At 62.4% G+C, this 16,762-nt stretch carries 20 protein-coding genes; 10 read left to right on the plus strand and 10 right to left on the minus strand.

Translation table 11 applies throughout. The annotated features are described in order from the left end of the window. Window positions 1-144: 144 nt before the first annotated feature. On the minus strand, window positions 145-1,986 hold the full coding sequence (locus WBQ96_RS25780) for an ABC transporter ATP-binding protein/permease (RefSeq protein WP_336555579.1): 1,842 nt from the start codon (window positions 1,984-1,986) through the stop codon (window positions 145-147). 181 nt (window positions 1,987-2,167) lie between these two features. Here WBQ96_RS25780 and WBQ96_RS25785 point away from each other — a divergent pair, with 181 nt between their 5' ends. The 3 genes from WBQ96_RS25785 to WBQ96_RS25795 all read left to right on the plus strand — a co-directional run bounded on the left by WBQ96_RS25785 (window position 2,168) and on the right by WBQ96_RS25795 (window position 3,842). Continuing rightward, window positions 2,168-2,476, plus strand: a complete 309-nt coding sequence (locus WBQ96_RS25785; protein WP_165121648.1) for a hypothetical protein — start codon at window positions 2,168-2,170, stop codon at window positions 2,474-2,476. 106 nt (window positions 2,477-2,582) lie between these two features. Further along, window positions 2,583-3,362 carry an ABC transporter substrate-binding protein gene (locus WBQ96_RS25790; protein ID WP_165121647.1) on the plus strand — a complete coding sequence of 260 codons (780 nt, stop codon included), beginning with the start codon at window positions 2,583-2,585 and terminating at the stop codon, window positions 3,360-3,362. A 72-nt stretch (window positions 3,363-3,434) separates the two neighbouring features. Beyond that, the gene (locus WBQ96_RS25795) at window positions 3,435-3,842 is read left to right on the plus strand and encodes a hypothetical protein (RefSeq protein WP_165121646.1); all 408 of its coding nucleotides are present in this window, start codon (window positions 3,435-3,437) and stop codon (window positions 3,840-3,842) included. Window positions 3,843-3,855: 13 nt separating this feature from the next. Here the strand turns inward: WBQ96_RS25795 and WBQ96_RS25800 are convergent, their stop codons facing one another. The 3 genes from WBQ96_RS25800 to WBQ96_RS25810 all read right to left on the minus strand — a co-directional run bounded on the left by WBQ96_RS25800 (window position 3,856) and on the right by WBQ96_RS25810 (window position 5,870). Beyond that, window positions 3,856-4,410: a nucleoside-diphosphate kinase gene (locus WBQ96_RS25800; RefSeq protein ID WP_336555582.1), complete on the minus strand. Its 555-nt coding sequence runs from the start codon at window positions 4,408-4,410 to the stop codon at window positions 3,856-3,858. A gap of 149 nt (window positions 4,411-4,559) precedes the next feature. Beyond that, window positions 4,560-5,015 carry a nucleoside diphosphate kinase regulator gene (rnk, locus tag WBQ96_RS25805; RefSeq protein ID WP_336555585.1) on the minus strand — a complete coding sequence of 152 codons (456 nt, stop codon included), beginning with the start codon at window positions 5,013-5,015 and terminating at the stop codon, window positions 4,560-4,562. Window positions 5,016-5,339: 324 nt separating this feature from the next. Further along, the gene (locus tag WBQ96_RS25810; RefSeq protein ID WP_336555586.1) at window positions 5,340-5,870 is read right to left on the minus strand and encodes a GNAT family N-acetyltransferase; all 531 of its coding nucleotides are present in this window, start codon (window positions 5,868-5,870) and stop codon (window positions 5,340-5,342) included. Window positions 5,871-6,204: 334 nt separating this feature from the next. On the opposite strand from WBQ96_RS25810, the gene WBQ96_RS25815 reads away from it, so the two are divergent. After that, on the plus strand, window positions 6,205-6,660 hold the full coding sequence (locus tag WBQ96_RS25815) for a DUF2214 family protein (RefSeq protein WP_336555588.1): 456 nt from the start codon (window positions 6,205-6,207) through the stop codon (window positions 6,658-6,660). Here the strand turns inward: WBQ96_RS25815 and nth are convergent. Continuing rightward, complete coding sequence (gene nth, locus WBQ96_RS25820) at window positions 6,654-7,427, minus strand: endonuclease III (RefSeq protein WP_336555589.1); 774 nt, start codon at window positions 7,425-7,427, stop codon at window positions 6,654-6,656. The genes WBQ96_RS25815 and nth overlap by 7 nt on opposite strands. Window positions 7,428-7,449: 22 nt before the next feature. On the opposite strand from nth, the gene WBQ96_RS25825 reads away from it, so the two are divergent. After that, entirely contained in the window at window positions 7,450-7,944 is a 495-nt protein-coding gene (locus WBQ96_RS25825; protein WP_336555591.1) for a DUF2244 domain-containing protein, read from the plus strand. A 79-nt stretch (window positions 7,945-8,023) separates the two neighbouring features. On the opposite strand, the gene WBQ96_RS25830 is transcribed toward WBQ96_RS25825, so the two are convergent. Together WBQ96_RS25830 and WBQ96_RS25835 are read right to left on the minus strand one after the other, a co-directional pair. Further along, complete coding sequence (locus WBQ96_RS25830; RefSeq protein ID WP_336555592.1) at window positions 8,024-8,677, minus strand: alpha/beta fold hydrolase; 654 nt, start codon at window positions 8,675-8,677, stop codon at window positions 8,024-8,026. A 103-nt stretch (window positions 8,678-8,780) separates the two neighbouring features. Further along, window positions 8,781-9,596, minus strand: coding sequence for a class I SAM-dependent methyltransferase (locus WBQ96_RS25835; protein WP_336555593.1), 816 nt, complete (start codon window positions 9,594-9,596; stop codon window positions 8,781-8,783). A gap of 115 nt (window positions 9,597-9,711) precedes the next feature. Between WBQ96_RS25835 and WBQ96_RS25840 the strand changes: the two genes are divergently transcribed. From WBQ96_RS25840 to WBQ96_RS25855, 4 genes are all read left to right on the plus strand, one after another. Then, on the plus strand, window positions 9,712-10,602 hold the full coding sequence (locus tag WBQ96_RS25840; protein ID WP_336555594.1) for a bifunctional helix-turn-helix domain-containing protein/methylated-DNA--[protein]-cysteine S-methyltransferase: 891 nt from the start codon (window positions 9,712-9,714) through the stop codon (window positions 10,600-10,602). 84 nt (window positions 10,603-10,686) lie between these two features. Continuing rightward, a complete protein-coding gene (locus tag WBQ96_RS25845) occupies window positions 10,687-11,598 on the plus strand; it encodes a ribokinase (protein WP_336555595.1) in 912 nt (303 codons plus the stop codon). Window positions 11,599-11,613: 15 nt separating this feature from the next. Then, window positions 11,614-13,065 carry an amidase gene (locus WBQ96_RS25850; RefSeq protein ID WP_336555597.1) on the plus strand — a complete coding sequence of 484 codons (1,452 nt, stop codon included), beginning with the start codon at window positions 11,614-11,616 and terminating at the stop codon, window positions 13,063-13,065. A 44-nt stretch (window positions 13,066-13,109) separates the two neighbouring features. Further along, on the plus strand, window positions 13,110-13,517 hold the full coding sequence (locus tag WBQ96_RS25855) for a hypothetical protein (RefSeq protein WP_336555598.1): 408 nt from the start codon (window positions 13,110-13,112) through the stop codon (window positions 13,515-13,517). A gap of 13 nt (window positions 13,518-13,530) precedes the next feature. Here WBQ96_RS25855 and WBQ96_RS25860 read toward each other — a convergent pair whose 3' ends face one another. Continuing rightward, entirely contained in the window at window positions 13,531-13,998 is a 468-nt protein-coding gene (locus tag WBQ96_RS25860; protein ID WP_336555599.1) for an aminoacyl-tRNA deacylase, read from the minus strand. 83 nt (window positions 13,999-14,081) lie between these two features. Between WBQ96_RS25860 and WBQ96_RS25865 the strand changes: the two genes are divergently transcribed. Beyond that, window positions 14,082-14,696, plus strand: a complete 615-nt coding sequence (locus WBQ96_RS25865) for a LysE family translocator (protein WP_336555601.1) — start codon at window positions 14,082-14,084, stop codon at window positions 14,694-14,696. 84 nt (window positions 14,697-14,780) lie between these two features. Here the strand turns inward: WBQ96_RS25865 and WBQ96_RS25870 are convergent, their stop codons facing one another. Beyond that, window positions 14,781-15,080: a hypothetical protein gene (locus WBQ96_RS25870; protein ID WP_336555603.1), complete on the minus strand. Its 300-nt coding sequence runs from the start codon at window positions 15,078-15,080 to the stop codon at window positions 14,781-14,783. A gap of 660 nt (window positions 15,081-15,740) precedes the next feature. After that, on the minus strand, window positions 15,741-16,682 hold the full coding sequence (locus tag WBQ96_RS25875; protein ID WP_165119673.1) for a nucleoside hydrolase: 942 nt from the start codon (window positions 16,680-16,682) through the stop codon (window positions 15,741-15,743). Between the last annotated feature and the right edge of the window lie 80 nt (window positions 16,683-16,762).

The following is a 16,762-nucleotide window of genomic DNA, read 5'->3' on the forward strand; positions in this document are numbered from 1 at the left end:
TGTTGAGGCGTATATAGTCGCCACCTTCCCAACCTGTCAACAACCATTTCCAACAAAGATGAAGTTTTTGAGACAGAGCCGAAAAACTATCCACAGGGGCCGCAAAACGCCTTGGAAACGCAGCCTGCGATTTGCGCGAGCAGTTCAGGCCCGCCGCTTGCGCAGGGCGACCTCCATTTCCGCGCCGGGAGTGGCTTTCCCGGCCCCGGCCGGATTGAGCCGCAATGGCCGAAGCACGTGCCCTTCCGGATGTTTAGCCAGATGCAGAATGCGCGTGAAGAAATGGCCGTTGCGCTCGGCGCGGCCGATATTGACGATCGCAGCCTTTGCCAGGTCCTCCTCCAGTATCGACATGACCCGCCGGCGTGCGTCACCTGCCAGCGTATCCAGCGCCTCGTCGATGACCACCCAGCGCGGACGATGCAGGCCGAGCCGGGCAAAGGCCAGCAGCCGCTGGTCATCATCGTTCAGTTCGCGGTCCCAGCGCTCGCTGCGATCGAGCGCCGGCACGAGGCGGCCGAGCCCGGCCTTGGTGAGAGAGGCGGCAAGATCGGTCTCGGCAAAAGTCTGCGACCCTTGCGGATAGGACAAAACCTCGCGCAACGTGCCGGGCGGGAAGTAGGGCGTGCGCGGCACGAAGGTCACGGCTTCGCCGGCGGGCATGCCGATCCGGCCGCTGCCCCACGGCCACAGGCCGGCCACGGCGCGAAAGAACAGCGTCTTGCCCGCACCCGGCTCGCCCGTCACCAGCACGCGTTCGCCGGCCTTGATTTCGATATGGGCATCTTCAAGCCTGACGCAGCCGCCGGGCGAAGCGACCTCGATCTTTTCAAGCGTCATGCGATCGCCTTGCGATTCGGCGAATTCGATTCGCTGCTCGACCTCGTGCAATTCGTCGGTCTTCAGGATCGCCGCGCGAAAGGAGGCGACGCGCAGCAAGGTTGCGCGCCAGTCGGCGATGCCGCCGATATTGTCGACGAACCAGCGCAGCGAGGCATGGACCTGGTTGAACGCGCCCACCGCCATCATCAGCCCGCCAAAGCTCAAATCGCCGGCGAAATAGACGGGTGAGGCAATCACGATCGGCGCGATCACCGTGATCCAGCCATAGCTGGCGGTGACCCAGGTCAGCCCTGTCACCGCGCGCACGATGAGCCGCACCGATTGCAGCACGGTGGCAAGGTCGAGTTCGAGACGCCGCTTCTCATCCGCCTCGCCGCCGGCGAGCGAAATGGCATCAATATGTTCGTTGACGCGCATCAGCGAGAAACGCAGCTCCGCCTCGCGCCCGTATCGATCGCCGTTGAGCTTGATCAGCGGACGCCCGGCGAGCCAGCTCAGCCAGGATGCGACGCCGGCATAGATGACCGCGGCCCAGACCATATAACCGGGAATCGCGAACGCGCTGCCGCCGACATGAAAGACGAACCCGGCGGACAGCGACCACAGTACCCCGACGAAGCTGACAAGAAGAATGGTCGCCTGCAGCAGCCCTACCCCCAGATCGGTCGTCAGATCGCTGAGATGGCGCGCATCCTCATGCATGCGCTGGTCCGGATTGACGCCGATGGCGCCGGCATTGGCCAGCCGGAAAGCCCGGCGCGGCCGCATCCATTCGCCGATCAGGTCGCGCACCAGCCCTTCGCGCAGCTTGAGATGGATCATCTGGTTCAGCCAGGTCTGCCCGACATTGAGGACGAGCAGCACGGCGGCAATCACGGCGAAGATTTCGAGCTGATAGAAGAAGCCCGGGAGATCGCGCCGCTCGAGCGCATCATAAAAAGGCCGGTACCAGCTGTTGAGCACGACCTGCCCTACCGCCGTCGCCACGATGACGGCGAAGATGGTGGCGCAGAGCCCCATTATAGTATTGCGCAGCGGCGACGAGTTGAACGCCCGCGTCATCATCATGAGCTGCTCGCGGAAACTTTCGTCGGCGGGCGCCGTCGGCAAGGTCGCGGCCTCTTCCTGTATCTGGCCCGCCATCGTCGCAGATCCTTTCCTCGCAGCATCGGCTTTTGAAACATAGTGTGTCCGCAGGACGGCGCTAATCAATCCCGGTCTTCACACCGCGATGTGATGGCGAGAGGGCAATGGCATCGTGTGGATCGGATCGCTGGGTGAAAGCGTTATGCCTTCTCCAATCACTCGATCACGGGACATCGCGATGAACACCGCAAATCTGCAACTCGAAGGCCTGTATCTGGCCATCGCTTCGATCAACAATCTGCTAGTCGCCAAGGGCATGGTAAGCGTCGAGGAGATCGACACGGCACTTCGGCGCGCCGAAGCCAACGCCACCGGCGACGAGCGTCTCATTGAGGACATGACCCCGGCCAACCGCGATGCCGTGTGTTTTCCGATCCGGCTTCTGCAGGCGGCCAACAACAGCCGCTCGGAGCAGAACACGCCGACCTTCTCCGAGCTCGCAAAAATGGTCGGGCAAACCAAGGAACCTTACAACGATCAGATGTGAGGCAAGCTTTTTTCCTGCCAATCAACTTGCCCAGCGCGAAGCGTGATGATTTGCTGCGGCTGTTTGGGAACACGAAGCGGCCGCGAGTGCCGCATAGGAGAAGCTAATGCGTATTTCAGGACGTTTCGCCGGCATGCTTGCAGGTGCCGCACTCACGCTGGCGGCTGGATCGGCCTTCGCCGAGGAGCCCATGAAGCTGAAGATCGGCACGGAGGGCGCCTATCCGCCCTTCAACAGCATCGCCGCCGACGGGTCGCTGATCGGATTCGACATCGATATCGCCAATGCGCTGTGCGCGCAGATGAAGGCGCAATGCGAAATCGTCACCCAGGATTGGGACGGCATGATCCCGGCCCTACAGGCCGGCAAGTTCGACGCCATCGTCGCCTCGATGAGCATCACCGAAGAGCGCAAGAAGCAGATTTCATTCACCAACAAATATTATGTCACGCCGCTTTCGGTGGTAGCGCTGAAGGATTCCAGCCTCTCGACGACCGACCCCGCGGCCTATTCCGGCAAGACCGTCGGCGCGCAGGCTTCGACCACGCAGGCTACCTATGCCGACGAGGTCTATGGCAAGGCCGGCGCGGAGGCGAAACTCTATCCCTCGCAGGACGAGGCGATGGCCGATCTCGCCAATGGGCGGCTCGATGCGGTGGTGGCCGACAAGTTCGTGCTGGTCGACTGGATGGACAAGACCGGCAAGGATTGCTGCAAGATGGTCGGCGACATTGAGGGCACCAATGCGCCGGCCGGCATCGGCGTGCGCCAGGCGGACAATGAGCTGCGCGAAAAACTGAATGCCGCCATCGACGCGATCGTCGCCGACGGCACCTACGGCAAGATCGTCCAGAAGTATTTCACTTTCGACATCTATGGCGGTTAGGATTGCTGGCGTTTACGGTGTCCGCCGGGGTGGGCACCGTAGACGAGCAAAGCGCGGACAGACATTCGAAGCATGACGACACCCAGAAGCGCCAACTTCGCCGGCATCCTGTTGCTTGCCGCCGCGGTCTCCAGCCAGGCACGCGCCGAGCCGGTGCAATTGCAGCGCACGATGGCCGACGGCGTCTATCATTGCGAAGTCTATGCGCTCGGCATGTTCATCCATCTCGGCGACATCATTATAAAGGGTCCCACCTATCGCGGTCCGGCATGGTTCGAACCCTTTGCCGGACCGTATACATATGAAGTGACGCCTTTTGACGAGATCAACTGGTTTGGGCCGCTTGGCGGCTTCACCTCGGGCGGGAACTCCGTCGACCTGACGCAGGTCACCGTCAACACCGACGAGAAGGCCTCGTTCGACATCATCATGCGCGAGGCGAGCGGCAGTTTTTCGGCGACGACCTGCGAGAAGCGGTAGTCGACGACGGCGCTTACGCCGCCGACGGGCCGGGGTCGTCATCTAAAGGTGCGGGAACCCTTTCGATGGGCGTTGCCGGCAGGCCGTCGGCGGAATGGACCAGCCGCAATATGGTGCCGCGCGGCTTTGACGCCGGGCCGCCCAGGTCGAGCTTCAATCCCTCCGTCTCGCGCTTGGCAGCCTCGGGTTGATAGACGACTTCCTGCACGGTCAGCTTTTCCTCGGTCCCGTCCGCCCGGCGGATAACCATGGACTGGCCTTCGGCGAGCCCCATAAGGGCAAGGCCGCGCGGATTGGTGATCGAAAGCACCGATCCGACCAGCCCGCGCATCTCGTCATGGGCGATGATGCGCGTCTCGGCCGGGCCGTCGTCGACCCGGTAGCTGACGCGGCTCGACAGCGTAACGACAATCGGCGGGATATCGTCCCGGAACATGACCGACGCGCCGTCGATCTTGCGCTTGAGGATTTCAGCGATCGGGTCGTCGCGCCCGAGGCAGCGCTCCAGCATGACTTCGAGGATCGTGTAATCCTTGGCCGTCAGCAGGCAGGTTTCTCCATTCGACATGGCAAATCTCCAGCCGAACCGTTTTCACCCGGTCTCGGCTTCAAGTGTTGTGCTTGAGTTCGAAAGACGCTCCCCTGGACCGGACGCGATTTGTCCGGCGCAGGGGTTAGGATCCTGCGACGAGATTGCCTGAGCGGTGGATCATGCCGTCACGCCCGGTCCGACGCCTCGGCCAGTGTCGCCACTTCGGAAGGTACCGATGCACCGGGTTTTCTCACGTCGAGCACTTCGAGCTCGTGGCTACGCCCGTCGCGTGCCGTCCACGAAATCGACTGACCCGGCGAAAGCCCGATCAGCGCCGTGCCGATCGGGGTGAGGATGGAGATCTTGCCCTGCGCGATATCAGCATCGCCGGGGAATACCAGCGTCACCGTCTTTGCCTCGCCCGTGTCCGGCTTGAACGTGACAGTCGAACCCATGCGGGCAACATCGTCGGGAATGGAGCCGTCGGCCACGACGCGCGCGCGATCGAGTTCGAGCAGCAATTCCTCCGACACGTCTGGATTGCGCTCCGCCATCGCATTGGCAAAGGCGATGAGCTTCGAATGATCGGAGGCGCCGATCCTGATGTTGGGCTTGCGCTTCGCCCTGGTCTTTTCCTGCATTTTATTACCTGTGCTTGTAACCGCGACGGAATCCGGTTGCGGACTTCGACGTGCGGTGCCGGTTGCCGGCAGTATCAATGATGTTGGAAGCGCCGATACCGCAGATTTAAAAAATGAGATGCTGCGGAAAAGTGTCGTACCGCCCCGCGGCTCGGGGGCGCATGGCAGCCGAGCCGGGGGTCAGCGTCCCGCGATGGGGCACACCCGCTGAAAAAACTTTAATCGTGTTTCGGCTGCGATCGACATGCCACGATAGTCCCGAAACTTCTCATGTAAGTCAAGCAACCGCCGATCTTACATTCGGCGGGTGCCTGAAAAAGCCCCTCACCCTCTTTCGAAGAGCAGCGTCGGCGAGCCCTTGTAAGTCGTCCTGGCAACCTCGCGATAATCGAACTTTTCGGCAATGCGGATCGACGCGACATTTTCGGGGTCGATGATGCAGACGGTTTTCGCCCCACCAAAATGTCCGTCAGCCCATTCATGCATGGCGCCGACCACTTCCGTCGCGAAACCCTGGCCGTGCACGTCGGACACGAAACCCCAGCCGGCTTCCGGCAGGCCCTCTATCGAAGGCGTCATGTCACGCTTGGCATCCTGGAAACCGGCCCCGCCGAGAAAGCGGCCGGTTTCCTTTTCCTCGACCACCCAATAGCCGAAGCCCTGCAACTGCCAGTGCCCGCGATAGCGCAACATGCGCGCCCACACTTCTTCGCGCGGCAAGGGTTGGCCGGTGATGAAGCGGGTGTGGAGCGGATCGGTCCACATCGCGACGAAACTGTCGAAGTCCGACAATTTGTGCCCGCGCAGGATGGTGCGCGGGGTTTCGATGACGGGGATTTCGGTGGTGTCGGTCATGAGGGTTCCGGGATGTTGTGCGTGAAGCCGTAGCATGGGGCGAAGTCATCGAATGAGGCCACGGCGGTGATCAGTTTTCTTTCAGCGATTGCGCTACTCCCCCTCTCCGTCTCGGCTTCGCCGAGCCACCTCTCCCCATTTCATGGGGCGAGGAACCTATATTCTACGAGGCCGCGCCATTTCAGAACTTGGGTTCCTCGCCCCGCCTGCGGGGAGAGGTGGCGCGCGAAGCGCGACGGAGAGGGGTATCTGGTTCAGCCCGCTTGACCGCCGCACCAATTTCCGTACCTGTACGCAGCAGGCAAATCTCTCCCGGCACCGGAAAGAAGCACCCATGGAAACCACCGACCTGCTGCTCGCCATCGTCCACCACATCCTCGTCTTCTCGGTCGCAGCACTGATTGCCTGCGAATCCGTCCTGACGCGCGGCGAACTGTCTGCCGCTGCCATAAAGCGGCTGGCCGGGCTCGACCGCCATTATGGCATCCTCGCCATGCTGGTCATCATCGTCGGTGCGGGCCGTGTCTTCTACGGCCTGAAAGGCTGGGAGTTCTATGTCTACAACTGGGTGTTCTGGGCCAAGATGGCGTCGTTCCTCGCGGTCGGCCTGTTGTCGATCGTACCCACCATCCGTTTCCTGTCATGGAACAGGCAGGCGAGCGCCAATGCGAATTTCACTGTGCCTGCCGCCGAACTCTCCTCGGTACGCTTCTACCTGCGCGCCGAGATGGTCGGCATCGTGCTGATCCTGATCTTCGCCGCAGCGATGGCGCGCGGCTACGGTTACTGAGCGGCTTCCAACGGCTCGATCGGCACCAGCGGTGCTGGAATATCTGTCGTCTTTTCCGCCGACTTGCAGATGTCGGCGATAACGCACATCGGGCAATCCGGCTTGCGCGCCTTGCAGACATAGCGCCCATGCAAAATCAGCCAGTGATGGGCGTGGCGCATATATTCGTCCGGGATGACCCTCACCAGCTCCGCCTCGACCTGCTCCGGCGTCTTGCCGGGCGCCAGACCGATCCGGTTGCCGATGCGCAGAATATGCGTATCGACCGCCATGGTGTGCTGGCCGAAAGCCATGTTGAGCACGACATTGGCGGTCTTGCGCCCGACCCCCGGAAGTTCGACCAGCTGATCGCGGTTGTCGGGAACCTCGCCGCCATGATCGCGAATCAGCGCCTGCGAAAGCGCAATCGCGTTCTTCGCCTTGTTACGCCATAGACCGATGGTGCGGATGTAATCGCCCACTTTCGCCTCGCCCAGCGCCAGCATCTTCTGCGGCGTGTCGGCAATTGCAAACAGCGCCCGTGTCGCCTTGTTGACGCCGATATCGGTCGCCTGCGCCGAAAGCACCACCGCCACCAGCAGCGTGAAGGCGTTGACGTGCTCGAGCTCACCCTTGGGCTCCGGGCGCTGCACCGCAAAGCGGCGGAAAATCTCATGCACTTCAGCCGGTGAATAAAGACACGCAGGCTTCTTCGGCGCCCGGCGCGGCTTCGCGCCCGGCTGCGGCTTTTTGGGCTTGAGCTGATCTTTGGGCTTGGGGTTCGTCATCGTCTTCCTATAATCTGGAGCGATGAGCGAGACAAACGCCATATCCGCCGCCGACCAGCCCTTCTTCCAGGCGCTGCTGATGCCGCATCGGTCGCTCGGCCGCACCGGCTTCCTGATCCTGATGGGCGCGCTGTCGCTCAGCTGGCTGGTCACCGGCGCCTTCTTCCTGTCCAGGGGCGCATGGCCGGTCTTCGGCTTTTTCGGCCTCGACATTCTCGCCGTCTACATCGCCTTCAAGCTGAACTACCGCGCCGCGCGTGCCCGCGAGGAAGTCACGGTTTCGCGCACCAGCCTCGACATCCGCAAGACCGCACCCTCAGGCCGCACCGAAGACCACCACTTCAACCCGTTTTGGGCGCGATTCTCGGTCGCCCGCCACGACGAGATCGGCATCACCGATATGGCTGTCGATGGCCAGGGCCAGCATGTGCCGATCGGCAGTTTTCTCAACCCCGACGACCGCGAAAGCTTTGCGACAGCGTTTTCGCGGGCCTTGGCGAAGGCCAAAGGCCGGTAGAGATCCCTGAAAAGTGTGCGATGAGCCAGCTTCGATGCCGGATCGGCTGAGAAGCGGTGGATTGCAGTTGTTTGCTTGGTCAAACCTGAGCCAGCAATATCTCGGCCAGGGCCTCGGGGTTCAGCCGTGCTACATTGTGCCCGCAATCCAGGGCAAAGGTCGACCACTCCGGCTCGTCGCTCAAGCGTTGATAAAGGTCGAGGAACGGACTCCCTTCCCAGCCATGCGCGCCGATGAAGGTCTTGCGCGGCACTTCACGCCACCGTCCGCTGAGATTGATCGATTGAAGAAACGTCCCCATCGGATGCGGCCGGCATCGCGGGTCAAGATTGGGCGGCGGCGCACAGTTTAGTCCGTCAGCCTTCGCGCCCGCGACGAAGACATCTCGAAAACGGGACGTCGTCAGCGACCAGACGGAGTCACCGGAATCAGGCACATAGGCGTCTACATAGACTAATGCCCGGATTTGCGATGGCTCGGCATCGGCTGCGCCGCTCACGACCATCCCGCCGTAGGATTGTCCAACAATGACCAGGTCGTCGCACTGCGACTTCACGACGCTAACGACCTCATTTATGTGAGTTTCAAGATTGGCCGTCGGGGCGGGAGCATCGCCGAGCCCCGAAAGAGTGATCGGCAAGGCTTTGTGCCCGTGCGCGGTAAGGATGTCTGCCACCTTTTGGTAGACCCAGCCGCCCTGCCAGCCCCCGGCTATCAGAATAAAGGTGGCCATATTATTCGCCCCTGACTTTGATGCTTACGGAGCTTCGACACCTCTTTGGCCAAAATCAAGACCACTGTGCCGGCTGACTGTGCGGACTCGAAGAAAACATATTTCAGAACCGGTAGCGCAGCAGCCTTCCCACCCTTCGCAACGGCGGAATGAAACTCCAGAGCAGAATGAGCCAGCGGGACGCCCAGTCCATTCTGGCCGTATGTTCAGGCTTGTAGGCGGAAACTTCCTCGACGAGTTTCAGGCCGGGCACCGCCTTCTCCAGATCCCGTGCGTCATTGATGCCCCAGCGCAGTTCGGCTCCGGTGGCGCGGATGGATGGCGCGAGGCTGACCAGCCAGAGCCCGAAATCGCTATAGGCATCGCCGATGATCTCGCCGCGGGCCAGATGCGAGACAAGCCGCGCGAACAGCCTCGGCCCTTCCTCGGCCGGAAGATAGGGCATAAGCCCTTCCGCCACCACCAAGGCCGGGCGGTCGTGGGGCACCTTGTCCAGCCAGGCCGGATCGGTAACCGACGAGCCGATCAGATGGTAGTTTTGCCGCTCCGGATAGAGTTTGCGGCGAAGCGCGATCACCTCCGGATAATCCACGTCGAACCATTCGACGCCGGCGGGCGGATCGAGACGGAAGATGCGCGTATCCAGCCCGCAACCGAGATGCAGCACCATCGCATCCGAGTGCTTTGCCAGGAATTCCGAAACCCAGTCGTCCAGCGTCTTGGCACGGATCGCCAGCCCGACGCTCATATTGTTGTCGACCTTCAACCTGGCAAAATCATAGTCGATCCTGCCCACGGCCTCGGCGGCGAAATGGTCCTTGAGAAGCGAATCGGGCTGCCTGCTTTCCAGCGCCTTGCCGTACAAGGTGATGAGCAGGGTTTCCTTTTCCTTCGTCAGGGCGACTTTTTCGCGTCCCATCTTTCTCTCCTGATGTCGCGGCGTGGTTTATCTGGGTTGGGCAAAGCGTCATGGCAAGTTTCGGGTGGTGCGAAGGCCCCGTCTGCACGATATTCATCGGCAAGGAGACAATGTCATGAACGCTCGGACATCGATGAAGCTTTCGCCGGTTCTTCAGCGGGAAATCACGCCTGAGGGCAGCGATTACGAGACCGTTCGCCGGGTGATCGAGAAAATCAGCCTCGACTATCGCGACCAGCCGTCACTGGAAACGCTGGCGGAAGAAGTCGGCGAAACGCCGACCGGCCTGCAAAAGCTGTTCACCCGCTGGGCCGGGCTGTCGCCGAAGGGTTTTCTGCAGGCGGTAACGCTGGATCATGCGCGCAGGCTGCTCGATTCGGGCATGCCGCTGCTCGAAACCGCCTTCGAAGTCGGCATGTCCGGCCCCAGCCGCCTGCACGATCTGTTCGTTACCCATGAGGCGATGTCGCCCGGCGACTACAAGACGCGCGGCGCGGGCCTCACCATCCGCTACGGCCATCACATCTCGCCCTTCGGCGTGGCGCTCATCATGGTCACCGACCGCGGCCTCGCCGGCCTCGCCTTCAACGATGCCGGCAGCGAACGCGCAGCCTTTGCCGACATGTCGAGCCGCTGGCCGAACGCTCTATATATTGAAGACATGTCGGCGACCGCGCCCTATGCCGCGCGCATCTTCGATCCGGCGCAGTGGCGGGCGGAAAACCCGCTGCGCGTCGTCATGATCGGCACGGATTTCCAGCTCCGTGTCTGGGACGCGCTGTTGAAAATCCCGATGGGTAAGGCTTGCAGCTATTCCGACATCGCGTCGGGCATCGGCACGCCGGCAGCCAGCCGCGCTGTGGGTGCTGCGGTTGGCGCCAATCCGCTGTCCTTCGTCGTGCCCTGCCACCGCGTCGTCGGCAAGTCCGGCGCGCTCACCGGTTACCACTGGGGCCTCACCCGCAAGCGGGCGATCCTCGGCTGGGAGGTCGGGCAGCTTTCGTGAAAGACGCGAGATAGCCCCAGCCCGCGTATTTCAATATCGGCCCAAACGGATTAGCTTCCCGCGAAATTCGCAGGAGGCTTTTTCGTGATCACTGTCATCGGTTCCATCAATCTCGACCTCATCGCCACGGTCGACCGCCTGCCAGCGCCTGGCGAAACCGTGATGGGCAGCGCATTCAAGACCGCGCCCGGCGGCAAGGGTGCGAACCAGGCGCTGGCCGCCGCGCGCGCCGGCGCGCAGGTGCGCATGATCGGGGCCGTCGGCAAGGACAGTTTCGCCAACGACGCGCTGGCCTGCCTGAGGGCTGGTCACGTCGAGCTTTCCGGCGTTCGCGAGGTTCATGCTGCCACCGGCACCGCACATATTCTCGTCGAGACCGCCGGCGAGAACGTCATCGCCGTGGTGCCGGGCGCCAATGCGGCGGTGCTGCCGGGCGATCTTTCGAGTGCAGCATTCCAAAAAGGCGAGATCATCCTTCTCCAGCACGAAATCCCGCTCGCGACCGTCGAAGCCGCCCTCGATGCGGCGCGCGCCGCGGGCAGCATAACCGTGCTCAACACCGCGCCCTTCAACGGCGCAGCTGCGCCCTTCCTCGAAAAGGCCGACTACATCGTCGCCAACGAAACCGAATTCGACCTCTATGGCGAGGTGCTGAAGTTGCAGGGCCGCGACCGCCCTGCCCGTATGAAAAACTTCGTCGAAAAGACCGGCCGCACCGTCATCGTCACGCTTGGCGGCGAAGGCGTTCTGGCGGCGACGCCCGACGGGCTCATTCAGGTGCCAGCGCTGAAGATCAAGCCGGTCGATACGGTCGGCGCCGGCGACACTTTCTGCGGTTATCTCGGAGCCGGTCTTGCCTCGGGCCTCAGCCTTGAGGATTCCTTGCGCCGCGCCGCTGCTGCCGGTTCGCTCGCCTGCCTGAAGCCCGGCGCACAGCCGGCGATCCCGCTCAAGGCCGAAGTCGATGCGGCCCTTGCCGGCAACATGCCGTCCTGACCGGGAGTGAAGCCAATGCAGCGCCCCGTGACCAAGCACGCCATTCCGCCCGCAGGTGAAATCTGCCGCATGTCCGCCGTCGAACTGGCGGAAAAGATCAGAACGCGAAAACTCTCCGTGCGCGAGGTCGCCGCCGCCTTTCTCGACCGCATCGACGCGGTCAACCCGCTCGTCAACGCCATCGTTTCGCTGCGCGACCGCGCCGACATTATAGCCGAAGCCGATGCCGCCGACGCAGCACTGGCGAAGGGCATCACGCCCGGTCCGCTGTTCGGCCTGCCGGTCGCCATCAAGGACCTTGCCCTGACCAAGGGCCTGAAAACCACGTTCGGCTCGCCGATCTTTGCCGATTTCGTGCCCGACGAGGACGATTTCTTCGTCGAGCGCATGCGCACAGCCGGCGCGATCTTCATCGGCAAGACCAACGTCCCGGAATTCGGCCTCGGCTCCAACACCTACAACCCGGTCTTCGGCCCGACGCTCAACGCCTTCGATCCCGCATTGACGGCAGGCGGTTCCAGCGGCGGCGCGGCTGTCGCGTTGGCGTTCAACATGGTTCCCGTCGCCGACGGCAGCGATTTCGGCGGCTCGCTGCGCAATCCCGCCGCCTACAACAATGTCTTCGGCTTCCGCCCGTCGCAGGGGCTGGTTCCCGCCGGGCCGTCAAACGAGGTTTTCCATTCACAGATCGGCATCGAGGGACCGATGGCCCGCAATGTCGGCGACATGGCGCTGCTGCTCGGCGTGCAGGCCGGATATCATCCCCACGCGCCGCTGTCGCATGACGGCGAAGCGTCCTATCTCGAAGGGCTGGAAAGTGGCACAAAAGGCGGCCGGATCGCATGGCTCGGCGATCTCGGCGGGCGTCTGCCCATCGAAGCCGGCATTCTCGACCTGTGCGAGTCCGCGCTTGCGCGATTCGGTGAAGCCGGCTTCCCGTCGGAACCGCTGGTGCCGCAGTTTGATTACGAAGCCCTGTGGCGTGCCTTCGTCACCTTGCGCCAGGCAACCAGCGGCTGTGAACTCAAGCTCCATTACGACGACCCGGCCAAGCGCGCCAAGCTGAAGCCCGAAGCGATCTGGGAGGCCGAGGCCGCGCAGAAACTCACCGCGCCGCAAGTCCACGCCGCCTCCACCGTCCGCTCGGCATGGTACAAAACCGTGCTGAAACTGTTCGAGCGCTTCGATCTTCTGGCGCTGCCGACCGCGCAGGTCTTCCCTTTCGACGTCACCACCCCTTGGCCAAGCGACGTCGCCGGCCGCGCGATGGACAGCTACCATCGGTGGATGGAGGTATCGGCCTTTGCCTCGCTCGCCGGCTGCCCGGCAGTCAACGTGCCGGTCGGCTTCGACGATCGCGGCCGCCCCATGGGCATGCAACTGATCGGCCGCCCGCGCGGCGACCTCGCCGTCTTGCAAGCAGCGGCAGCGTATGAGACCACTATGACGTGGGAAAGCGGGGCATAGAAGGTTGGCGGCAACGCCGGCATGATCCCTGCCGAAAGGGGTTCATGGCGAAATCTTCGAAGAAGACCCCGCTCAAAGGCGGCACATTCAGGCAACGGCTTAACCACAGGCTCGAACCGCTCCGGTGGTTCGCACATGAATACGCTGTTGCCCTTGCCATGCTAGTGGCGGCAGCCGCCTTCGGGGTCTATATGCTCCTCCCCTTGCACAGCCCGGTGGTCAAGCGTGAGCAGGTCAGCGCAGTCATCACAACGATCGTATCGACCCCGCTCAGGCCGAGCCGAGGCGGCGGCTCCTACCAGTACGCGGTCATACCGAATGGCACGACTTCACTGATAGTCGTCAGAGACGATCTTTCCCCGACCCTCATTCCGCGCGAGGTTGGGGCGACCATCGAACTGGAGCGCCGTACACGGGCAAATGGCACCGTGACATATCATATGTCGCCGTAGCCCCTCTATCCGCTCACGCTTGTTTGGAAAAATCCCCGATCTCACCCTGCGCCGCGCGCAGCCATTCGTCGCGTGAAATCACCAGTGTCGCCGTATTGCGGCCGGTTCCGCAGACGATCTCGTCGCGCTCGAGCACGGCGCGATCGATCAGAATGCGCGTTCCGTTGATCGGCAGGGGAACGATCCCGCCGATTTCCATATCGACCTTTCGCGCCACATCGGCGGGTTCGGCCATTTTGAGATCGGCGCGGCGCATGCCGAGCGCGTCGGCGATTTTCTTGTAGTCGGCCTTGTCCTTCGCCCTCAAGGCGACGATGGCCAGGCCACCGTCGGAATGCGAAAATGTCAGGCCCTTGACCATGTCCTCCGGATCGTGCGGCAGGATCTCCTTCGCATCGTCGAAGGAAATGAGCGGGGCGTGGTTGTGTACCGAAAACACCGCGCCTGCCGTTTCGAGAAACTCCTTGACCAACGGGCTCATGTAATTCTTCTCCTCCGACAGCCAAACACTGGACATTCCCTAGGGCTGGTGGTTGTTTCCAGCAATCGCAGAGGAATACAAAAATGTCGCTGGAAGTCTATGCCGCCTATGTCGTCGCCTGCATCGTCATCATCCTCGTGCCCGGCCCGACAGTTACGCTGATCATCGCCTCCAGCATGCGCCACGGCACGCGCGCCGGGCTGCTCAACGTTGCCGGCACGCAGGCAGGCATTGCCGTCATGATCGGCATCGTCGGCATCGGCCTCACCTCGATGATCGAGGGCATGGGCCACTGGTTCGAATGGGTGCGCCTGCTGGGTGCCGCCTATCTGATCTGGATGGGTATCCAGATGTTCCGCTCCAGCGGCAGGCTGGACGCGAATGGCGCGCCGCAGGCACCGCGCGGCGGCTTCTTCCTGCAGGGTTTTCTGGTCGCCATCAGCAACCCCAAGACGCTCATCTTCTTCGGCGCCTTCATCCCGCAGTTTCTCGATCCTGCAGGCAACCACGCACTTCAGATCGCCATCATGGGCGCGACCGCCCTCGTCTTCGCGGCGATGTCCGATTCGGCCTACGCCATCGTTGCCGGCAGGGCCAGCCGCGCGCTTTCAGCCAACCGCATCAAGCTGCTATCGCGTGTCAGCGGCAGTTTCCTCATCGGCGGCGGGCTGTGGCTGGCGTTGTCGCGGGCGAAGTGAGGGCACCTGTCGACCCGGCCTGACGATTCTGTACCGCTGAAGCTCTTCTATGTTCAGGCATGGATTCCCGACACTCTCCGCTGGCTATGGCTCGCTCACGAGGTCGAGAATGACGAGATTGTTGTTTGCCACGTCGCAAATCGCCCACGCCGAAGATAGCCGCGCTTGTTGTTGCCGCATGGGCAAATCGTCAACGTTCGCGATTGGCGGCGAGGCTAAATGCCATTCGTCATTCTCGACCTCGTGAGCGAGCCATAGCGAGCGGAGAGTGTCGGGAATCCATGCCGAAACGGCAAAGCCTAAGCCTGCGGTGCAGAACTGTTGGAAGGCGAAAACAGTCGGAAAGTGGGGGGAAAGATTTCCACCCATTTTCTGCCCAACCAATTGTTTTCCTTCACGCCACACATTTTTTCACGCCCGATTTATCCCCACCCCTCGAGCACCTTTCATAATCCCAGCCAGTTCCTCCCGCGGGAACGCCGGTCGCGACGGTGATCTGTGGGGAGGAACCGGCGCTTCCGTCTTGCGGCAAACGTAGCCGCAAGACCGGGGAGGTTCCATCCAAGGGTTCCCCTGCGGGTAATATGGCCCGCGCGTGCTGGACGAGCACATAGGGTGAGGAGTGGTCCGCGCAGCGGACGAAAAGCCAACGGTTTGGCTTTTCGAACGACGAACGCCCGGAGCCCTAGCGTAGGGCAGGCGTTCACTGCACAGGTCGCCTTCATCGCAGCGGAACGGACGGGAACAGAAATCGCCGGCGGGGCGCGGAAGTCGCGCCACGTACTAACATTAGAAAGGCACGGCCATGCGCCCCGCTTCCCGATCTTTGACAATGGCCAGATGCGATAAGCAGGCATGGCGATGATGAAGCGCGCCGGCGTCCACCTCCCCCTTGAGGGGAGGTTGCGCACTGAGCGAAGCGAAGGAAGCGGGTGGGGTCCTTGGTGACAAACTCGACGCAGAAATCGATGCCGAGCACTGCCGCAGCGACCCCACCCGGCCCTACGGGCCACCCTCCCCTCAAGGGGGAGGGAAAAGCCGGTGCTACAGCCGCCCCAGCCTTTCGACCAGCAACGCAAAGAACCCGTCATGGTCGATGTCGCGCATGACGGTGGCGTTCTTGTCGCGCTTGGTGACGCCCCACCAGTCGATGACCGTCATGCCCATGGTGAGTTCGGAGGCGGTTTCCACGGTCACGTTGCAGTGGCGTCCTTTGAACAGTTCCGGCTTCAAGAGATAGGCGATGACGCAGGGGTCGTGCAGCGGGCCGCCGTCGGTGCCGTATTTCTCCTCGTCGAAGCGCTCGAAGAATTCCAGCATTTCGGCAGTGGCAATGCCGACCCTGGTGCCGAGATCGCGGAAGGCGGCGATGCGCTTGCCGGTCGTCAGCGCCTTGTGGGTGACATCGAGCGGCATCATGACGATCGGCACGCCGGAGCGCAGCACGACATCGGCAGCCTGTGGGTCGACATAGATGTTGAATTCGGCCGCTGGCGTGACATTGCCGCCCTCGAAGAAGCCGCCGCCCATCAGCACGATCTCCTTGATGCGCGGCGCGATCTTCGGTTCGCGAATCAGCGCCAGCGCAATGTTGGTCAGGGGCCCGAGCGGGCACAGCGTGACCGTGCCGCTGTCCTCCTTCATCAGCGTCTCGACTATAAAATCGACGGCATATTGCGCCTGCAGCGGCATGGTCGGCTCGGGCAGCTCGGGGCCGTTGAGGCCGCTCTGGCCGTGAACCTCTTCGGCCGTCACCAGCGAGCGCGCCAGCGGGCGGATCGCACCGGCAAACACCTTGGTCTCCGGCTTGCCGGCGAGTTCGCAGATCTTGCGGGCGTTCTTCTCGGTCAGCTTCAGTGGAACGTTGCCGGCAACGGCGGTGAGGCCGAGGATTTCCAACTCAGGGCTTGCCAGCGCAAGCAGTATGGCGACGGCATCGTCCTGGCCGGGATCGGTGTCGATGATGATCTTTCTTGTGGCGGACATTTCCGTCTTCCCTCATGTCGGTGATTGCAGGCTTGAACTTGTTTGCGCGGCGGACCATATCAGGATCATCGGGAAAAATG

Source organism: Mesorhizobium sp. CCNWLY176 (assembly GCF_037153935.1).
GTDB classification, from domain to species: Bacteria; Pseudomonadota; Alphaproteobacteria; order Rhizobiales; family Rhizobiaceae; genus Mesorhizobium_M; species Mesorhizobium_M zhangyense.

Excerpts from the sequence above, each read along its gene's own strand:
- WBQ96_RS25815 (WP_336555588.1), top strand. The coding sequence starts at position 6,205 with ATGGAAACCACCGACCTGCTGCTCGCCATCGTCCACCACATCCTCGTC.
- WBQ96_RS25830 (WP_336555592.1), bottom strand. The coding sequence starts at position 8,677 with ATGGCCACCTTTATTCTGATAGCCGGGGGCTGGCAGGGCGGCTGGGTC.
- WBQ96_RS25825 (WP_336555591.1), top strand. The coding sequence starts at position 7,450 with ATGAGCGAGACAAACGCCATATCCGCCGCCGACCAGCCCTTCTTCCAG.
- WBQ96_RS25780 (WP_336555579.1), bottom strand. The coding sequence starts at position 1,986 with ATGGCGGGCCAGATACAGGAAGAGGCCGCGACCTTGCCGACGGCGCCC.
- WBQ96_RS25785 (WP_165121648.1), top strand. The coding sequence starts at position 2,168 with ATGAACACCGCAAATCTGCAACTCGAAGGCCTGTATCTGGCCATCGCT.
- WBQ96_RS25795 (WP_165121646.1), top strand. The coding sequence starts at position 3,435 with ATGACGACACCCAGAAGCGCCAACTTCGCCGGCATCCTGTTGCTTGCC.
- WBQ96_RS25860 (WP_336555599.1), bottom strand. The coding sequence starts at position 13,998 with ATGAGCCCGTTGGTCAAGGAGTTTCTCGAAACGGCAGGCGCGGTGTTT.
- WBQ96_RS25875 (WP_165119673.1), bottom strand. The coding sequence starts at position 16,682 with ATGTCCGCCACAAGAAAGATCATCATCGACACCGATCCCGGCCAGGAC.
- rnk (WP_336555585.1), bottom strand. The coding sequence starts at position 5,015 with ATGCAGGAAAAGACCAGGGCGAAGCGCAAGCCCAACATCAGGATCGGC.
- WBQ96_RS25840 (WP_336555594.1), top strand. The coding sequence starts at position 9,712 with ATGAACGCTCGGACATCGATGAAGCTTTCGCCGGTTCTTCAGCGGGAA.
- WBQ96_RS25865 (WP_336555601.1), top strand. The coding sequence starts at position 14,082 with ATGTCGCTGGAAGTCTATGCCGCCTATGTCGTCGCCTGCATCGTCATC.
- WBQ96_RS25850 (WP_336555597.1), top strand. The coding sequence starts at position 11,614 with ATGCAGCGCCCCGTGACCAAGCACGCCATTCCGCCCGCAGGTGAAATC.
- WBQ96_RS25810 (WP_336555586.1), bottom strand. The coding sequence starts at position 5,870 with ATGACCGACACCACCGAAATCCCCGTCATCGAAACCCCGCGCACCATC.
- WBQ96_RS25790 (WP_165121647.1), top strand. The coding sequence starts at position 2,583 with ATGCGTATTTCAGGACGTTTCGCCGGCATGCTTGCAGGTGCCGCACTC.
- WBQ96_RS25855 (WP_336555598.1), top strand. The coding sequence starts at position 13,110 with ATGGCGAAATCTTCGAAGAAGACCCCGCTCAAAGGCGGCACATTCAGG.
- WBQ96_RS25800 (WP_336555582.1), bottom strand. The coding sequence starts at position 4,410 with ATGTCGAATGGAGAAACCTGCCTGCTGACGGCCAAGGATTACACGATC.
- nth (WP_336555589.1), bottom strand. The coding sequence starts at position 7,427 with ATGACGAACCCCAAGCCCAAAGATCAGCTCAAGCCCAAAAAGCCGCAG.
- WBQ96_RS25835 (WP_336555593.1), bottom strand. The coding sequence starts at position 9,596 with ATGGGACGCGAAAAAGTCGCCCTGACGAAGGAAAAGGAAACCCTGCTC.